Origin of the sequence: Mesorhizobium sp. WSM3864 (genome assembly GCF_002294955.1) — a bacterium.
Classification (GTDB): domain Bacteria; phylum Pseudomonadota; class Alphaproteobacteria; order Rhizobiales; family Rhizobiaceae; genus Mesorhizobium.
Map to the genome: position 1 here is coordinate 73,206 of NZ_NSGD01000011.1, position 17,698 is coordinate 90,903.

Annotated in this window: 14 protein-coding genes; all 14 read left to right on the forward strand. The window is 64.6% G+C overall.

Annotated features, from left to right (window positions below; translation table 11 throughout):
- Positions 1-17: 17 nt before the first annotated feature.
- On the forward strand, positions 18-1,472 hold the full coding sequence (locus tag CK215_RS21430; RefSeq protein ID WP_095832075.1) for a UDP-N-acetylmuramoyl-L-alanyl-D-glutamate--2,6-diaminopimelate ligase: 1,455 nt from the start codon (positions 18-20) through the stop codon (positions 1,470-1,472).
- The gene (locus CK215_RS21435) at positions 1,469-2,902 is read left to right on the forward strand and encodes a UDP-N-acetylmuramoylalanyl-D-glutamyl-2,6-diaminopimelate--D-alanyl-D-alanine ligase (RefSeq protein WP_095832076.1); all 1,434 of its coding nucleotides are present in this window, start codon (positions 1,469-1,471) and stop codon (positions 2,900-2,902) included. The genes CK215_RS21430 and CK215_RS21435 overlap by 4 nt, the downstream gene beginning before the upstream one ends.
- A 20-nt stretch (positions 2,903-2,922) precedes the next feature.
- Positions 2,923-4,005 (forward strand): phospho-N-acetylmuramoyl-pentapeptide-transferase, encoded by a 1,083-nt coding sequence (gene mraY / locus CK215_RS21440; protein ID WP_066990736.1) that lies wholly within the window; start codon positions 2,923-2,925, stop codon positions 4,003-4,005.
- A gap of 9 nt (positions 4,006-4,014) precedes the next feature.
- Positions 4,015-5,415 carry a UDP-N-acetylmuramoyl-L-alanine--D-glutamate ligase gene (gene murD, locus CK215_RS21445; RefSeq protein ID WP_095783819.1) on the forward strand — a complete coding sequence of 467 codons (1,401 nt, stop codon included), beginning with the start codon at positions 4,015-4,017 and terminating at the stop codon, positions 5,413-5,415.
- The gene (gene ftsW / locus CK215_RS21450; protein ID WP_067329044.1) at positions 5,415-6,566 is read left to right on the forward strand and encodes a putative lipid II flippase FtsW; all 1,152 of its coding nucleotides are present in this window, start codon (positions 5,415-5,417) and stop codon (positions 6,564-6,566) included. The genes murD and ftsW overlap by 1 nt, the downstream gene beginning before the upstream one ends.
- A gap of 6 nt (positions 6,567-6,572) precedes the next feature.
- Positions 6,573-7,697, forward strand: a complete 1,125-nt coding sequence (gene murG, locus CK215_RS21455; RefSeq protein WP_095832077.1) for an undecaprenyldiphospho-muramoylpentapeptide beta-N-acetylglucosaminyltransferase — start codon at positions 6,573-6,575, stop codon at positions 7,695-7,697.
- Positions 7,694-9,100 carry a UDP-N-acetylmuramate--L-alanine ligase gene (gene murC, locus CK215_RS21460; protein WP_095832078.1) on the forward strand — a complete coding sequence of 469 codons (1,407 nt, stop codon included), beginning with the start codon at positions 7,694-7,696 and terminating at the stop codon, positions 9,098-9,100. Before murG ends, murC begins: the two co-directional genes overlap by 4 nt.
- Positions 9,097-10,062: a UDP-N-acetylmuramate dehydrogenase gene (gene murB, locus CK215_RS21465; protein ID WP_095832079.1), complete on the forward strand. Its 966-nt coding sequence runs from the start codon at positions 9,097-9,099 to the stop codon at positions 10,060-10,062. The genes murC and murB overlap by 4 nt, the downstream gene beginning before the upstream one ends.
- 310 nt (positions 10,063-10,372) lie before the next feature.
- Positions 10,373-11,299 carry a D-alanine--D-alanine ligase gene (locus tag CK215_RS21470; RefSeq protein ID WP_066990754.1) on the forward strand — a complete coding sequence of 309 codons (927 nt, stop codon included), beginning with the start codon at positions 10,373-10,375 and terminating at the stop codon, positions 11,297-11,299.
- Positions 11,287-12,228 (forward strand): cell division protein FtsQ/DivIB, encoded by a 942-nt coding sequence (locus tag CK215_RS21475; RefSeq protein ID WP_095832080.1) that lies wholly within the window; start codon positions 11,287-11,289, stop codon positions 12,226-12,228. The genes CK215_RS21470 and CK215_RS21475 overlap by 13 nt, the downstream gene beginning before the upstream one ends.
- Complete coding sequence (ftsA, locus tag CK215_RS21480) at positions 12,225-13,532, forward strand: cell division protein FtsA (protein ID WP_066990759.1); 1,308 nt, start codon at positions 12,225-12,227, stop codon at positions 13,530-13,532. The genes CK215_RS21475 and ftsA overlap by 4 nt, the downstream gene beginning before the upstream one ends.
- A gap of 67 nt (positions 13,533-13,599) precedes the next feature.
- Positions 13,600-15,255: a cell division protein FtsZ gene (gene ftsZ, locus CK215_RS21485; protein WP_095832081.1), complete on the forward strand. Its 1,656-nt coding sequence runs from the start codon at positions 13,600-13,602 to the stop codon at positions 15,253-15,255.
- A 423-nt stretch (positions 15,256-15,678) separates the two neighbouring features.
- Complete coding sequence (gene lpxC, locus CK215_RS21490) at positions 15,679-16,626, forward strand: UDP-3-O-acyl-N-acetylglucosamine deacetylase (protein WP_095832082.1); 948 nt, start codon at positions 15,679-15,681, stop codon at positions 16,624-16,626.
- 201 nt (positions 16,627-16,827) lie between these two features.
- Entirely contained in the window at positions 16,828-17,697 is an 870-nt protein-coding gene (locus tag CK215_RS21495) for an outer membrane protein assembly factor BamD (RefSeq protein ID WP_095832129.1), read from the forward strand.
- Position 17,698: the final 1 nt, after the last annotated feature.

Sequence of the window (17,698 nt, forward strand, 5' to 3'; positions counted from 1 at the left end):
GCGGTGAACGGGACTCAATGTATCTGAAAAATCTAGCCGGCATCCTGCCTGTCGAGGGAACAGCTTCCCCCGATCTGGAGGTTACCGGTCTCTCCTCCGATTCCCGCCAGGTAAGACCGGGCGTCGTTTTTTTCGCGCTCGCCGGCAGCAAGGCTGATGGCTCGACCTATGCCGCCGATGCCGCCGGCCGCGGCGCTGCCGCAATCGTGGCGGCCAAAGGCAATACCATCTCCGGTCTGTCGATCCCGGTTCTTGCCGTCGATGATCCGCGTCTGGCATTGGCGCTGAGCGCGGCGCGCTTCTTTGGCAAGCAGCCTCGGACGATGGTCGCCGTAACCGGGACCAGCGGCAAGACATCGGTTGCCGCCTTCACCCGCCAGATCTGGGAGCAGGCAGGTTTTGCCGCCGCTTCGATCGGCACGACCGGCGTGGTAGCGCCGGGCCGCAACGAATACGGCTCGTTGACCACGCCCGATCCCGTCGCGCTGCACCAGTTGCTCAAGGATCTGGCGGAGGCAGGGGTAACGCACGCCTCGATGGAGGCTTCCAGCCATGGTCTCGACCAGCGTCGGCTCGACGGCGTAAAACTGGCCGCCGGCGGCTTTACCAATCTCGGCCGCGACCACATGGATTACCATCCGACGGTTGAGGATTATCATCGTGCCAAGCTGCGTCTGTTCGACGCGCTGCTGCCGAAGGGGGCGCCGGCCGTGATCTTCGCCGACGATCCCTGGTCGCAGCCGACGGTTCATGCCGCGCGGGCAGCGGGCCTGAACGTGCTGACAGTCGGCCGCCACGGCGAATTCCTGACGCTGAAGCGCGTCGAGCATGAGCGGCGGCGCCAGCGTGCCGAGGTGGAGGCCGATGGTGTGCTTCACGAGATCGACCTGCCGTTGGCAGGTGATTTCCAGATCGCCAACGCGCTGGTTTCGGCCGGCCTCGCCATCTCGACTGGAACATCCGTTGATAAGGCCTTGGCCGCATTGGAGAAACTCAAAGGTGCGCCGGGCCGCCTCGACCTTGTGGGCACGACGGCCGCCGGCGCTCCGGTCTATGTCGACTATGCGCACAAGCCCGACGCGTTGGAAAATGTCCTGACCTCGGTTCGTCCGTTCACCACGGGCCGGGTCGTTGTCGTCTTCGGCTGCGGCGGAGACCGCGATCGCGGCAAGCGGCCGATCATGGGCGAGATCGCGACCCGGCTCGCCGATGTCGTCATCGTCACCGACGATAATCCGCGCACGGAAATCCCCGAAACCATCCGCGCGGCAATCCTTGCCGCGGCGCCCGGCGCCATCGAGATCGGCGACCGCCGCAAAGCGATCCACGAGGCCGTCGCCATGCTCCATGCCGGCGATACGCTGATCGTCGCCGGCAAGGGGCATGAGGAAGGCCAGACGATCGGCACCGAAACCTTCCACTTTTCCGATCATGAGGAAGTGCGCGAGGCGCTCCAGGAGCGCGCCGCATGAGCTTGCTGTGGACGTCGCAAGCGCTTGTCGAGGCCATGGGCGGCAGGCCGATCGGCTCGCTGCCGGAAGGCATCACCGGCATTTCGATCGACAGCCGCAGCCTCGAGCCGGGCAACGCCTTCTTCGCCATCAAGGGCGAGACGATGGACGGCCACGATTTCGCAACCGCTGCAGTGAAGGCGGGCGCTGCGGTGCTGGTGGTGGCCGAGGGCAAGCTGCCGTCCCTTGGCCGGCTGACGGCGCCGATGATCGTCGTGCAGGATGTGCTTGCGGCGCTGGAAAAGCTCGGCATTGCGGCGCGCGCTCGCTCACGGGCCAAGATCATCGCGGTGACCGGCTCTGCGGGCAAGACGACCACAAAGGAAGCGCTGCGCCATGTGCTGTCGGCGGTCGGCAAGGTGCACGCCTCGGCGCAGTCGTTTAACAATCACTGGGGCGTGCCACTTACCTTGGCGCGCATGCCCGCAGACTGCGACTACGCGATCTTCGAGATCGGCATGAATCATCCGGGCGAGATAAGGCCGCTGGTCAAGATGGTGAGGCCGCATGTCGCGATCGTCACGCTGATCGCGGCCGCCCATCTCGGCTTCTTCAAGAATCTCGACGAGATCGCCATGGCCAAGGCCGAGATTTTCGAGGGCATAGAGGCCGGCGGCGCCGCGCTGCTCAATCGCGACGATCCGCGTTGGAAGCTGCTCGGGAAAGTGGCCAAGGATGCAGGTGTCGAGCATGTCTTCGGCTTCGGCGAGAACGCCCGCTCGGCCTTTCGTCTTGTTGGCTGCGACCTTTATGCCGATCACTCCGATATCGCGGTCAAGATCGGCAAGAGGGACGTGACGGCCCGTGTGGGGGCGCCCGGCCGCCACATCGTGCAGAATGTGCTGGCGGTGCTTGGCGCCGCGCAACTGGTCGGCGCCGATCTCGACAAGGTCGCGGCGGCCCTCGCCGATCTTTCGGCCGAGCGCGGGCGCGGCCGGCGCCACATTTTGCGCCATCCGAACGGTCCGATCTTGCTGATCGACGAGAGCTACAATGCCAATCCGGCGTCGATGGCGGCAGCCATGGCGCTGCTCAACGCCACGCCGGTATCGGGCGAGGGCAGGCGCATCGCCGTGCTTGGCGACATGCTGGAACTCGGCAGCCATTCGGCGAAGCTCCACGCGGCCCTTGCCGAACTTATTGTCGGCACAGAAACGCGCAACGTCTTTCTAGGCGGCCCGGAGATGCGGGCACTGGCCGAGGTTTTGCCTTCGGATGTCGAAACCGAGTACCGGCCAGGAGCCGAAGAGCTGAAGCCCGTCGTCATGTCGGCGATCAGGCCGGGCGACGTGGTGATGGTCAAGTCGTCGAAAGGCATCGGCTTTTCAAAGCTGGTCGAGGCATTGCTTGGCAAATTTCCGGCGGAAGCCGCAACCATTGAACCGACCTGAGGTCGGGATCCGGGGGACCGATGCTCACTTTACTCGTTGATTTCGCGGACAAGATCTCGGCCTTTAATGTCTTCCGCTACATCACCTTTCGCACCGGCGGTGCGCTGATCACTTCGGCGCTGATCGTCTTCATATTCGGACCGACCATCATCAATTCGCTGCGGCTTCGCCAGGGCAAGGGGCAGCCGATCCGCGCCGACGGACCGCAGACACATTTCAAGAAGGCCGGAACGCCGACGATGGGCGGGCTGATGATCCTGTCCGGCATCATCGGCTCCTCGCTTCTGTGGGCAAACCTCTCCAGCATCTATGTCTGGGTGGTGCTTTTGGTCACCGTCGGCTTCGGCTCGATCGGTTTCTACGACGACTATCTCAAGGTGACGAAACAGTCGCATCTGGGCTTCTCCGGCAAGGCGCGGCTGGCGATCGAATTCGTTGTCGCCGGCATCGCGGCCTGGGTGATCATGCACAATGGCCAGGCGCCGTTCTCGTCGTCGCTGACCTTCCCGTTCGCCAAGGAATTCCTGATCAATCTCGGCTGGTTCTTCGTGCCGTTCTCCTGCTTCGTGATCGTCGGCGCCGGCAATGCGGTGAACCTGACCGACGGTCTGGACGGGCTGGCGATCGTGCCGATCATGATCGCTGCGGCGTCGTTCGGCGTCATCGCCTATCTTTCCGGCAACGCGGTGTTCGCCGAGTATCTGCAGATCCATTTCGTTCCCGGCACCGGCGAACTGGCGGTTGTGCTGGGCGCCGTCATCGGCGCCGGCCTCGGCTTCCTGTGGTTCAACGCGCCGCCGGCCGCGATCTTCATGGGCGACACCGGCTCGCTTGCCATGGGCGGCCTGATCGGCACCATCGCTGTCGCCACCAAGCACGAGATCGTGCTGGTCATCGTCGGCGGCCTGTTCGTGGTGGAGATCCTGTCGGTCATCATCCAGGTCGGCTACTTCAAGATGACCGGCAAGCGCGTCTTCCTGATGGCACCGATCCATCACCATTTCGAAAAGCTGGGCTGGACCGAGAGCCAGGTGGTGATCCGCTTCTGGATCATCGCCGTCATCCTGGCGCTGGTCGGCCTCTCCACCCTCAAGCTCAGATAGGATGCCCGCTTGATCGCCGCCGCTTCCTTTGCAGGCAAACGCGTTTCGCTCTTCGGGCTCGGCGGATCGGGGATTGCGACCGCGCATGCGCTGATCGCCGGCGGCGCCGAGATCCTCGCCTGGGACGACAATCCGGACAGCGTCGCCAAGGCGGCAGCCGCCGGGATCGCGACCGGCGACCTGCGCGGCGCCGACTGGTCGCGCTTTGCGGCCTTCGTCCTGTCGCCCGGGGTGCCGCTCACGCATCCGAAGCCGCACTGGACGGTGGAACTGGCGCGCGGCGCCGGCGTCGAGGTGATCGGCGACATCGAGCTGTTCTGCCGCGAGCGCATCCAGCGCGCGCCGGCCGCACCCTTCGTCGCGATCACCGGCACCAACGGCAAGTCGACGACCACGGCGCTGACGGCGCATATCTTGAAGTCGGCCGGACGCGACACCCAGATGGGCGGCAATATCGGCCGCGCCATCATGACGCTCGATCCGCCCGAGGCCGAACGGCACTATGTGGTGGAGTGCTCTTCCTACCAGATCGATCTCGCGCCCTCGATCAATCCGACCGCCGGCATCCTGCTCAATCTGACGCCCGACCATCTCGACCGCCACGGCACCATGGCCCATTACGCCTCGATCAAGGAAAGGCTGGTCGCCGGCAGCGACACCGCGATCATCGGTGTCGACGATTCCTGGTGCGCCCAGATTGCCGACCGGCTGGAGCGGGCAGGCCGGCAAGTGATCCGCATTTCCAAGCGCCTGCCGCTGACCGACGGCTATTTCGCCGACGGCACGAATTTGATGGAAGCCGTGCACGGTCGCTACAGCCGCATCGCATTCCTGGAAGGCATCGGCTCGCTGCGCGGCCAGCACAATGCGCAGAATGCGCTCGCCGCCGTCGCCGCCTGCCTCAGGGTCGGGCTGGAACTCGGCGAGATCCAGGCGGGGCTGGAAAGCTTCCCGGGGCTGGCGCACCGCATGGAGCAGGTGGGCCGCAAGGATCATGTGCTGTTCGTCAACGATTCCAAGGCGACCAATGCCGATGCGGCCGCTCCCGCGCTGTCGAGCTTCAACCGCATCTATTGGATCGCAGGCGGCCTGCCCAAGGAAGGCGGGATAGAGCCGCTGCGCGGTTTCTTCCCACGCATCGCCAAGGCCTATCTGATCGGCGAGGCCGCTCCCGCTTTCGCCGCCACGCTCGGCGAGGCGGTGCCTTACGAAATTTCCGGAACGCTGGCGGCCGCGGTCGAGCACGCCGCCCATGACGCCGCGGGCGACACCGGCGGCGAGGCCGTCGTCCTGCTTTCGCCGGCCTGCGCCAGTTTCGACCAGTTCAAGAACTTCGAGGTTCGCGGCGAAGCCTTCAGGCAAGCTGCGACTGCTATTGATGGGGTGAAACCCATCGGAGGGCCACGTTGATGCAAAGCCGTCTCGACAAAAGTCCGGTCGCAACCTGGTGGTGGACGATCGATCGCTGGTTCCTGGCGGCATTCCTGTCGCTGATGGGGCTCGGCATCGTCTTGTCCTTCGCCGCAAGCCCGGCGGTCGCCGAGCGCATCGGTCTCGACAGCTTCCACTTCGCCACAAGACAGATCATCTTCACCATCCCGGCGCTCGTCGTGATGCTCGCGGTTTCCTTCCTGGAAGCGCGACAAATAAGGCGCATGTCGCTGGCGATGATCTGCATCATGCTGGTGCTGATGGTGGCGGTTCTCTATATCGGCGTCGAGGTGAAGGGCGCGCGGCGCTGGGTATCGCTCGCCGGGCTCTCGATCCAGCCGTCCGAGTTCCTGAAGCCGGCCTTTGTCATCATTTGCGCCTGGCTCTTTGCCGAGCACAAGCGCCAGCCCGACATTCCCGGCAATCTGTTCGCCATGCTGCTGCTGGCCTTGGTGATCTCGCTGCTGATCGCGCAGCCGGATCTCGGCCAGACCATGCTGGTGCTGGGCACCTGGGGCGTGATGTTCTTCATGGCCGGCCTGCCGTGGTTCTGGATCGTCGCGCTGGGGGCTGCCGGCGTCGGCGGCGTGTTCGCGGCCTATACGGTGTTTCCGCATGTGGCCGCCCGCATCGACAAGTTCCTCACCGGCGAAGGCGACACTTTCCAGGTCGACATGGGCCGCGAGGCGCTGATCAATGGCGGCTGGTTCGGCGTCGGCCCAGGCGAGGGCACGGTGAAGCGGGTCATCCCCGACAGCCACGCCGACTTCGTGTTTTCGGTCGCGGGCGAGGAGTTCGGGCTGATCATGTGCTTCTTCATCATGTCGATTTTCGCCTTCATCGTGCTGCGAGGATTGAGCATCGCGCTCAAGGAGCATGACGACTTTACCCGTTACGCCGTCGGCGGGCTCGTCACCATTTTCGGCCTGCAGTCGGCCATCAACATGTGCGTGAACCTACAGTTGATGCCGGCCAAGGGCATGACGCTGCCCTTCATTTCCTACGGCGGCTCCTCGCAGATCGCGATTGCCGTCTCGATGGGCATGGTGCTGGCGCTGACGCGCAGGCATCCCGAAAAGCGCAAGCAGATTGGCTACGCCTTCTCGCAGCGCGCCATGCCGGCGGAATGAGGCCGGATGTCGAAGGGTGTCATCCTGCTGGCGGCCGGCGGAACGGGCGGACATCTGTTCCCAGCCGAGGCGCTTGCGCATGAGCTGACCGAGCGGGGCTGGGAGGTGCATCTTGCCACCGACCGCCGCGCGGAGCGCTACTCCGGCCACTTTCCCGCCGCCGCGATCCACTCCATCCGCTCGGCGACTTTGGGTTCGAAGAATCCCTTCGCCATCCTCGCGTCCTTCTGGACGATCTGGCAAGGCGTGCGGCAAGCGGGTCGTGTCATCGCCAGGATCAAGCCTGACGCCGTCGTCGGCTTCGGCGGCTATCCGACATTGCCGCCGCTCTATGCGGCGACACGGCGCAAGGTGCCGACGCTGATCCATGAGCAGAACGCCGTCATGGGACGTGCCAACAAGGCGCTGTCGAGCCGGGTCGATGCGATTGCCGGCGGGTTCCTGCCCGAGGGGGAAAGCGCGGCCGGCGCCAAGACGGTGACCACGGGCAATCCTGTGAGGCCGCAGGTCCTTGAAGCGGCGAAATCGCCTTATGTCGCGTCGGATGCCAGCGAGCCGTTCCGCTTCCTGGTCTTCGGCGGCAGCCAGGGTGCGCAGTTCTTTTCCGATGCTGTGCCGGCGGCGATCGCGCTTTTGCCCGAAGCGCAGCGCAAGCGGCTGGCGATCACCCAGCAAGCGCGCGCGGAAGACGTGGCGCGAGTGAAGACCGCCTATGCCGATCTCGGCGTCGACGCGCAGGTCTCGCCCTTCTTCACCGATATGGCGGCGCGCATGGCGGCCGCGCATCTGGTGATGTCGCGGTCCGGTGCCTCGACCGTATCGGAGATCGCGGTCATCGGACGCCCGGCGCTGCTGGTGCCTTACCCGCATGCGCTCGATCACGACCAGGCGGCGAATGCCGCGGCACTTGCCTCCGCCGGTGGGGCCGAGGTCCATCAGCAATCGACGCTCTCGGCCGAGCGGATCGCCGCGTTGGTCGGCGGGCTGATGGAGGATCCCGGCCGGCTGACCGCAATGGCCGCGGCCGCCCGCTCGGCCGGAAAACCCGACGCGGCGCGGTTGCTCGGCGATCTGACAGAGGCTATTGCGTCCGGCAAAACGGTTTCCGACTACAGGAGGACGCGCGCATGAAGATGCCGCAGACGATCGGCCTCGTGCATTTCATCGGCATCGGCGGAATCGGCATGAGCGGCATTGCCGAGGTGCTGCACAATCTCGGCTACAAGGTGCAGGGCTCGGACCAGGCGGACGGCGCCAATGTGCAGCGGCTGCGCGACAAGGGCATCGAATGTTTCGTCGGCCACAAGGCCGAGAACATCGGCGAGGCCGAGGTGGTCGTGGTGTCGACCGCCATCAAGAAATCCAACCCAGAGCTCAAGGCGGCGCGCGAGAAACTGCTGCCGGTCGTGCGCCGCGCCGAGATGCTGGCCGAGCTGATGCGCTTCCGCCAGGCGGTCGCCATCGGCGGCACGCATGGCAAGACGACGACCACCTCCATGGTGGCGACGCTGCTCGAAGCCGGCGGACTCGATCCGACCGTCATCAATGGCGGCATCATCAACGCATATGGTACCAATGCCCGCATGGGTGACGGCGAGTGGATGGTGGTCGAGGCCGACGAGAGCGACGGCACGTTCCTGAAACTGCCGGCCGACATCGCCGTCGTCACCAACATCGATCCCGAGCATCTCGACCACTATGGCAGCTTCGACAAGGTGCGCGAGGCCTTCCGCCAGTTCGTCGAGAACGTACCGTTCTATGGTTTCGGCGTTATGTGCACCGACCATCCAGAGGTGCAGGCGCTGGTCGGCAGCATCGAGGACCGGCGCGTCATCACCTATGGCGAGAATGCCCAGGCCGACGTGCGCTTCGCCAATCATCGCATGGACGGAGCTACATCCGAGTTCGACGTGGTGATCCGCGACCGCAAGGGGCGGGGCACGACGACGATCACGGGTCTGCGGCTGCCGATGCCCGGCCGCCATAATGTCTCCAACGCGACGGCAGCGATCGCGGTCGCGCATGAGCTTGGTCTGTCCCCCGGAGCCATCAAGAAAGGCCTGTCATCCTTCGCCGGCGTCAAGCGACGTTTCACGCACACCGGTTCCTGGAACGGCGTCGAGGTCTTCGACGATTACGGCCACCATCCGGTCGAGATCGCGGCGGTGCTCAAGGCCGCGCGCGGAGCCACAAAGGGCCGCGTCATCGCGATTGCGCAACCGCACCGCTTCACCCGGTTGCACGACCTGTTCAATGAGTTTTCCGTCTGCTTCAACGATGCCGACACGGTCATGGTGGCGCCCGTTTACGCGGCCGGCGAGGAACCGATCGAGGGGGTGACCTCGGACGCGCTGGTGTCGCGCATCCGTGCCGGCGGCCATCGCGACGCGCGCTATATCGAAGGCCCGGCGGCGGTCGCGCCGGCCGTCCGCGAACTTGCCAAGCCGGGCGACTTCGTCATCTTCCTCGGCGCCGGCAACATCACGCAATGGGCCTATGCGCTGCCCAAGGAACTCGGTGGGGCCCCCTCATGATGCGCAGCCAGGACCTGATCGACAAGCTCGGCGACAAGCTTGCCGGCCTGCGCGGCCGCGTCGCGCCCAATGCCGAGATGGACAAGATCACCTGGTTCCGTGCCGGCGGGCTGGCGGAAGCGCTGTTCCAGCCGGCCGACGAGGAGGATCTCGCGGCCTTCCTGCGCGCGGTGCCGGAGGAAATCCCGATCACGGTCGTCGGCGTCGGCTCAAACCTTCTGGTGCGCGACGGCGGCATTCCCGGTTTTGTGGTGAGGCTCTCCGCCAAGGGGTTTGGCGAGGCCGAGGTCACCGGATCGACCACCATCAAGGCTGGCGCAGCAACGCCGGACAAGCGCCTGGCCGCCGTGGCTTATGAAGCCGGCATCGGAGGGTTTCATTTCTTTCACGGCATCCCGGGCGCTGTCGGCGGGGCGCTGAGGATGAATGCTGGCGCCAATGGCGTCGAGACGCGCGAGCGCGTGGTCGAGGTGCGGGCGCTCGATCGCGCAGGCAATGTCCATACGCTGAGCAATGCGGATATGGGCTATGCCTACCGCCATTCGTCGGCGCCTGGCGGATTGATCTTTACCTCGGCCATCTTCGAGGGCCCCCCGGGAGACAAGGTTGCGATTAAGGCGGCGATGGACGCCGTGCAGAACCATCGCGAGACGGTACAGCCGATCCGCGAGAAGACCGGCGGTTCGACCTTCAAGAACCCGGAAGGCTCGTCGGCGTGGAAAGAGATCGACAAGGCCGGCTGCCGCGGGCTGATGATCGGCGGCGCGCAGATGTCTCCCATGCACTGCAACTTCATGATCAACACCGGCACCGCGACCGGCTACGATCTCGAATATCTCGGCGAGACGGTGCGAGCGCGGGTGCTGGAAAATTCGGGCATCCGCCTGCATTGGGAGATCAAGCGGCTGGGCAACTTCCGGCCGGGTCACGCGGTGCAGGAGTTCCTGGGCCAGCTTCTTTAGCTCGCTGCGATGTTCAAGTAGTGCTTGAACTTGCGTCGTCGGCGACGCCGTCAAGCGTTACCGCAAAGACTCAACAACACACTTTTCTCGCCCGTTTTCGCGGAAAGTGAATCTCTCGGAATCATAGGTACTTGCCAGGGAATCAACTCTCTGATTCTCTGCTCTAAAGCGTTTCCTGATTTGAGTCGTTTGACGCGTTACCCGCGTTTTCCGTCTGGGGGGCAACCTGCCGGAAGACCCGGACTCAATGTGCGGAAATGTTGCGTGCGGAAATATTGGTTGCAGGCCCGGCGTGAAAGGGGAAGGCGGGATGAAGAAGAAGCATGTGGCTGTTCTCCTGGGGGGATTTTCCTCGGAGCGGCCCGTGTCTCTGTCGTCGGGGAAGGCATGTGCGGATGCGCTCGAGAATGAAGGCTATCAGGTCACCCGCGTCGATGTTTCGCGCGATGTCGGGTCTGTGCTTGCCGAGCTCAAGCCCGATGTCGCCTTCAACGCGCTGCATGGCCCGTTCGGCGAGGATGGCACCATCCAGGGAATTCTCGAATATCTCGGAATTCCCTACACCCATTCGGGCGTGCTCGCTTCGGCGCTGGCCATGAACAAGGAGCAGGCCAAGAAGGTCGCCAAGGCGTCCGGCATTCCCGTCGCGGAATCGAAGGTGGTCAACCGCTTCTCCGTCCAGAACAAGCATCCGATGAAGCCCCCTTACGTGGTGAAGCCGGTCAATGAAGGCTCGAGCTTCGGCGTCGTCATCGTGCACGAGGGGCAGTCGCATCCGCCGCAAGTCATCGGCTCGTCCGAATGGAAGTATGGCGAGATCGTCATGGTCGAGCGCTACATCCACGGGCGCGAGTTGACCTGCGCGGTGATGGGTGACGTGGCGCTTGGGGTCTGTGAAATCATCCCGACCGGTCATTCCTTCTACGACTACGATTCAAAGTACGTCCCGGGTGGATCAAAACACGAAACCCCTGCAAAAATTTCACCGAATATTTACCAAAAAATACAGACACTGGCCCTCAAGGCTCATCTTGCTATCGGTTGCCGGGGCGTTTCCCGGTCGGACTTCCGTTACGACGACCGTCACTCCGAAAACGGCGAGGTTGTCTGGCTCGAGATCAACACCCAGCCGGGCATGACGCCGACGTCTCTGGTGCCTGAAATCGCCGCGCAAGCGGGGCATTCGTTCGGCGAATTGTTGAGTTGGATGGTGGAGGACGCTTCGTGTCTGCGTTGAGGTGGGGCCAGGGCAAGGGCCGCGGGACTGGGCCCGCGCTGTTCGGCGTGCCGCTATCGTTCGACCATTTCGTGTTGCCGCGCCAGCTTCGGCGGCCGGTGCGTTTGCTTGCCCGTCTCTGCGATGGCGAGTATGAGGCGCCGCGCTTCTCGGCTGCGATCCTCTCGGCTGCCTTGTTGGCTTCCGCCGGAGCCTACGGGGCCTATCTCGGCGGCTACGCCGACAGCATCGTGCAGGGCGTGACGGCCCGAACCGGTTTTGCCGTCGACCAGATCAAGGTCGTCGGCAATCGCCAGACTTCCGAGATCGATATACTGGACCGCCTCGGCCTCGATGGCTGGACGTCGCTGATCGGCTTTGATGCCGAGGCTGCGCGCGAGCGCATCGCGACGTTGCCCTGGGTCGAGGTTGCGGCCGTGCGCAAGATCTATCCTCACACGCTGGAGGTCCGTGTCGAGGAGCGTGAGCCCTTCGCGCTCTGGCAGCAGGGCAATTCGCTTTCGGTCATCGAGCGGTCGGGCGAGGTGATCGCGCCGTTCTCGGGCGGCAAGCAGGCTTTGCTGCCGCTGATCATCGGCACGGGCGCGCCGGCCAAGGCGCCGGATTTCCTGGAGAGGATCAAGCGCTATCCCGAGCTGGCGGCGCGGGTCAAAGGCTATATTCGTGTCGGCGAGCGGCGCTGGGATCTCAAGCTGGAGAACGGCATCACCGTGAAGCTGCCGGAAGACGGCGAGGATCAGGCGATCGCCGAGCTCGTCAAGCTTGATCATGACAACGGGCTGTTGACGCGCGACATCGCTGCCGTCGACATGCGGTTGTCCGATCGCCTGGTCGTCGAGCTCTCGCCGGAAGCTGCGACGCAGCGCGAAGCCGCGCTCAGCGACAAGCCGAAGTCCCTGACGAAACGCAAGCCGGAGACGAAGATATGAGCTGGCTTGGCGGCGGCGGTGATGCCTCTTCGCGCCGGTCGGGCACGCTGACGGTGCTCGATGTCGGCTCGAGCAAGGTATGCTGCGTGGTGGCGAAGCTGAAGCCGCGCGAGGACGGCAAGCTGTTGCGCGGACGCTCGCATCGCATCCAGGTGATCGGCATCGGCCATCAGAAGTCGCAGGGAGTTAAGTCGGGCGTCGTGGTCGATCTCGACCGCGCCGAGCATGCCATCCGTCTCGCTGTCGACGCCGCCGAGCGCATGGCGGGGCTCACCGTCGATTCCCTTATCGTCAACATGACGGCCGGCCGGCTGAAGAGCGAGGCCTTTTCGGCAACCATCAATCTCGGCGGCCATCAGGTCGAGGAAGCCGACATCAAGCGCGTGCTCGCTGCCGGCGCGAAGCAGGCGCTGCGGGCCGAGCGAGAGGTGGTTCATTCGCTTCCCGTCGGCTTCTCGCTCGATGCCGAGCGCGGCGTGCGGGATCCCCGCGGTATGGTCGGGGAGACGCTGGGCGTCGATATGCATGTGCTGACCGGCGATGCTGCGCCGATGCGCAATCTCGAGCTTTGCATCAACCGCTCGCATCTGTCGGTCGAGCGCATGGTGGCGACGCCGTATGCCAGCGGTCTCGCGGCTTTGGTCGACGACGAGCTCGAAATGGGCGCGGCCTGCATCGATATGGGCGGCGGCACGACCACGATCTCGGTGTTCTCGGAAGGCAAGTTCGTGCATGGCGACGCCATCGCTATCGGCGGCAATCATGTGACGCTCGACATGGCCAAGGGTCTGTCAACTTCGCTCGACGCCGCCGAGCGGCTGAAGGTAATGCATGGCTCTGCGCTGCCGGGCAGCGCGGACGACCGCGACCTGGTTTCCATCCAGCCGATCGGCGAGGAGGGCGAGCTGCCGCTACAGATCCCACGCTCGGTGATGACGCGCATCATCCGGGCGCGCATCGACGAGACGCTGGAGCTTTTGCGCGACCGGCTGAACAAATCGGGCTACGGCAACGCCGTCGGCAAGCGGGTCGTCCTCACCGGCGGCGCCAGCCAACTGGCGGGCCTGCCGGAGGCGGCGCGCCGCATTCTTGGACGCAATGTGCGCATCGGCCGGCCGCTCGGCGTGGCAGGCCTGCCGGAAGCGGCCAAGGGGCCGGCGTTTTCGACCCCGGTCGGGCTTCTGATCTATCCTCAAATGGCGAGCTTCGAGAGCCATTCGGCGAAAGGACTTTCCGGTTTCAGGATGACCGGAACGGGCGGAAAACTGCATCGCATGAGTCAGTGGTTGAGAGACAGTTTTTAATTTGACGGGGACAGCCCCAAAGGCGGCCGCAGCGGCGAGGCGGCGGGAAAGGCAAAGGACGGAGACTATGACCATCAATCTCAAGAAGCCGGACATCACCGAGCTTAAGCCACGCATCACCGTGTTCGGTGTCGGCGGCGGCGGCGGCAACGCGGTCAACAACATGATCACAGCCGGCTTGCGCGGCGTCGAGTTCGTGGTGGCCAACACCGACGCGCAGGCGCTGACGATGTCGAAGGCTGAGCGGCTGATCCAGCTTGGCGCGCATGTCACGGAAGGCCTCGGCGCCGGCTCGCAGCCGGAAGTCGGCCGCGCGGCGGCGGAAGAATGCATCGACGAGATCATCGATCATCTGTCCAACACGCATATGTGCTTCGTCACCGCCGGCATGGGCGGCGGCACCGGCACGGGCGCTGCACCTGTCGTTGCCCGCGCGGCGCGCGAGAAGGGCATCCTCACCGTCGGCGTCGTCACCAAGCCGTTCCATTTCGAGGGCCAGCGCCGCATGAAGACGGCCGACATGGGCATCGAGGAACTGCAGAAATGCGTCGATACGCTCATCGTCATCCCCAACCAGAACCTGTTCCGGCTGGCCAACGACAAGACCACCTTCGCCGATGCCTTCGCCATGGCCGACCAGGTGCTCTACTCCGGCGTTGCCTGCATCACCGACCTGATGGTCAAGGAAGGCCTGATCAATCTCGACTTCGCCGACGTCCGCTCGGTGATGCGCGAGATGGGCAAGGCGATGATGGGCACCGGCGAGGCTTCGGGCGAGGGCCGCGCCATGGCCGCCGCCGAGGCCGCGATCGCGAACCCGCTGCTCGACGAGACCTCGATGAAGGGCGCCAAGGGCCTGCTGATCTCGATCACCGGCGGCCGCGACCTCACCCTGTTCGAGGTCGACGAAGCCGCGACCCGGATCCGTGAGGAGGTCGACCAGGACGCCAACATCATCCTCGGCGCCACCTTCGACGAGGAGCTGGAAGGCGTGATCCGCGTCTCGGTGGTCGCTACCGGCATCGACAAGTCGGCGGCCGAAATCGCCGCGGCGCCAATCTCCATCCGCGCGCCGCAGAAGCCGGTCGCCCGTCCCGCGGCACCTGTTCAGGAAAGCCGTCCCGCACCGGTTCAGCAGCAGGCCTACGAGCCGCGCGCCGTCGATCCGGTCGCCGAGGCGATCCAGCTTGCAGAGGCGAACGCCGCCGCGATGGCACAGCCGCGCCCCGCGCCGGTCGACGACTTCCGCCCGCAGAGCAAGATCTTCCAGGCTCCGCCGGCCCAGCCTCAGCCGCACCCGATCGCCCAGCAGCCGGTCATGCAGCCCGCGCCGCAGCGCGAGATGCCGCAGCCGATGGCGGCGGCGCCGCAGCGCATGCCGCGCGTCGAGGACTTTCCACCGGTCGTGAGGGCCGAGGTGGAGGCCAAGAGCCGCCCTGCGGATCATGAGAACAGCGGACCGATGGGGCTGATCAAGCGGCTGACCAACGGCCTGACCCGCCGCGAGGAAGAGCCCGCCCGGCTGCAGCCGGCGCAGCCGCGCGAGCCGAAACTGCGCCAGGCGGCACCGGAAATGCGCCGCCTCGCCAGCCAAGACCCGCAGCTCTATGCGCCGCGCCGCGGCCAGCTCGACGACCAGGGGCGCCTCACGCCTCAAACCCGCACGGTGCAGGAAGACGACCAGCTGGAGATCCCAGCGTTCCTGCGTCGCCAGGCGAACTAATCGTTAAAGCGCGCCGCCTATGCGGCGCGCTTTAAGCAATGTTTGATAATGTCGTTCTCCCAAAACCGCTGCGCACTTTGGGGCAGAACATGCACTAACGATATATAACAGCTGTTAACAGGCGGGCGAGAGATCGTCTGCCTGTTGCCTTTAAAAGTTGTAGAGAAACAACGGATTACGAGTGTTTCTTCGTTCAGGACAGCGGTTACACGGGGTAAGAAACCGTGATTTGGCGTCTCCCGGACGGGCCACTATCTTCGCGTCGGACTAAAGTCGGTTTGCCGGGATTCGGGGAGTTGGCCCTGCCTGCCGATGTTATCAGAGCCGCTGCCTTGCTCATTCGCCGCTTTTGCGCGCAGGCCAGATGATCCGTCGGGCCGATAATGCCTAAGGCTGACAAGCGGACACAGGCGGTTTGGGCTTATGGGGTTTGTCTTGCACGACTATCAGACGACAGTTAAGGCGCGCGTGACGCTGACCGGCACCGGCGTCCACAGCGGCAAGCCCGTCACCGTTCATTTCCTGCCCGCCGACGCCGATACCGGCATCGTGTTCCACCTCGCGAATGGCGGCGAGTTCCGCGAGTTCCGCGCGCTGGTCTCCGAGGTCGGCGCCACCGACCTGTGCACCATGCTCGGCGATCCGGTCGGCCAGCATATCGGAACCGTCGAACATCTCATGGCGACGGTGTTCGGACTTGGCATCGACAATCTCATCATCGAGATCGACGGTCCGGAAGTCCCCATTCTCGACGGCAGCGCGGTGGCCTTTGTCGAAGCCTTCGACCAGGCGGGGATCGACACGCTTTCGGTCAAGCGCCGCTATATCCGCGTGGTCAAGCCGATCCGCGTCGAAGCCGGTGCGTCCTGGGCCGAGTTCCGCCCCTATGACGGCACCCGATTCGAGGTCGAGATCGATTTCGAGAGCCCAGCCATCGGCCGCCAGCTCTTCGCCTCCGACATCAACCCCGACATCTTCCGCCGCGACATCGCGCGGGCCCGCACCTTCGGCTTCATGAAGGATGTCGAGCGGCTGTGGGCCGCCGGCTACGCGCTCGGGTCGTCGCTGGAGAACTCCCTGGTCATCGGCGACGACAACCGCGTCATCAATGTCGGCGGACTGCGCTATCCGAACGAATTCGCCCGCCACAAGACGCTCGACGCCATGGGCGACCTGGCGCTTGCCGGCGCGCGCTTCATCGGCTGCTTCCGCTCCTATCGTGGTGGCCATCGGATGAACGCGGCGGCGCTGCGCCGCCTGCTTTCGGACCGTACGGCCTTCGAGATCGTCGAGACGCGGCGCCGCGAGCGCGGCCGGGTCGCCGAAATGATCGCCGTCAGCGGACCGGTCTACGCGCCCTGGGTGATCTGATTTTTAACGATTTTCTGGCTTTGTAGCGAAGCCGGTGTTGCGCAAATGCATCACAAACCCGTGAAATCGTGCGGCTTTGGGGACGGTCCCAAACCGCCACAAAAATGTGCGATTGGCCGGACATAGCGTTGCCGGGCAAGGGGATAATGGTTTATGGCTGCGGCCGGGACCGAAACGACGCCGAAAGGGCGGAATCCAAACATGTTTTTTTCGCGAGTTGGTCAATCGAAGGCGCCGTATCGGGCTGTTTTCCTGGCGTTTTCGTTGGTCGCCCCGTCGCTCATGCTGTCGGCCTGCATGTCGTCCGAGAAGGACGTCAATCTGGCGACCTATGTCGACCACACCGAACCCGCAGACGTTCTCTACAACCAGGGCCTCGCCAATCTGAATGCCGGCCGCCTCGATGAGGCGAGCAAGAAGTTCGACGCCGTCGACCGCCAGCATCCCTACTCGGAATTCGCCCGCAAATCGATGGTGATGGGCGCCTTCGCCGACTATCGCGCCGGCAACTACGAGGAGGCGATCGGTTCCGCCAAACGTTACCTGACGCTCTATCCCTCAACCGACGATGCCGCCTATGCGCAGTACATCATCGGCTTGAGCTACTACCGGCAGATCAAGGACGTCACCCAGGACCAGAAGGAAGCGCGCCAGACGGTGCAGACCATGCAGGACCTGGTGACCCGCTGGCCGAATTCCGAATATGTCGACGACGCCAAGGACAAGATCCGCTTCGCCACCGACCAGCTCGCCGGCAAGGAGATGCAGATCGGCCGCTACTATCTGGAACGCCGCGAATATATCGCCGCCGTCAAGCGCTTCCGCACCGTGGTCGAGAACTACTCCAACACGCGCCACGTCGAGGAGGCGCTCGCGCGACTGACCGAAGCCTACTACGCGATGGGCCTGACGTCGGAAGCGCAGACAGCCGCAGCGGTGCTCGGTCACAACTACCCGGACAGCCAGTGGTACAAGGATTCCTACAAGCTCCTGCAGAGCAACGGGCTTGAACCGCGCGAGAATGCCGGGTCGTGGATCTCCAAGGCCGGGAAGCTGATCACCGGCGCCTGAC

Coding starts and splice junctions, on each gene's coding strand:
- ftsZ (WP_095832081.1), top strand. CDS start 13,600: ATGACCATCAATCTCAAGAAGCCGGACATCACCGAGCTTAAGCCACGC.
- murB (WP_095832079.1), top strand. CDS start 9,097: ATGATGCGCAGCCAGGACCTGATCGACAAGCTCGGCGACAAGCTTGCC.
- CK215_RS21435 (WP_095832076.1), top strand. CDS start 1,469: ATGAGCTTGCTGTGGACGTCGCAAGCGCTTGTCGAGGCCATGGGCGGC.
- mraY (WP_066990736.1), top strand. CDS start 2,923: ATGCTCACTTTACTCGTTGATTTCGCGGACAAGATCTCGGCCTTTAAT.
- CK215_RS21430 (WP_095832075.1), top strand. CDS start 18: ATGTATCTGAAAAATCTAGCCGGCATCCTGCCTGTCGAGGGAACAGCT.
- CK215_RS21495 (WP_095832129.1), top strand. CDS start 16,828: ATGTTTTTTTCGCGAGTTGGTCAATCGAAGGCGCCGTATCGGGCTGTT.
- ftsA (WP_066990759.1), top strand. CDS start 12,225: ATGAGCTGGCTTGGCGGCGGCGGTGATGCCTCTTCGCGCCGGTCGGGC.
- lpxC (WP_095832082.1), top strand. CDS start 15,679: ATGGGGTTTGTCTTGCACGACTATCAGACGACAGTTAAGGCGCGCGTG.
- murG (WP_095832077.1), top strand. CDS start 6,573: ATGTCGAAGGGTGTCATCCTGCTGGCGGCCGGCGGAACGGGCGGACAT.
- ftsW (WP_067329044.1), top strand. CDS start 5,415: ATGCAAAGCCGTCTCGACAAAAGTCCGGTCGCAACCTGGTGGTGGACG.
- murC (WP_095832078.1), top strand. CDS start 7,694: ATGAAGATGCCGCAGACGATCGGCCTCGTGCATTTCATCGGCATCGGC.
- CK215_RS21470 (WP_066990754.1), top strand. CDS start 10,373: ATGAAGAAGAAGCATGTGGCTGTTCTCCTGGGGGGATTTTCCTCGGAG.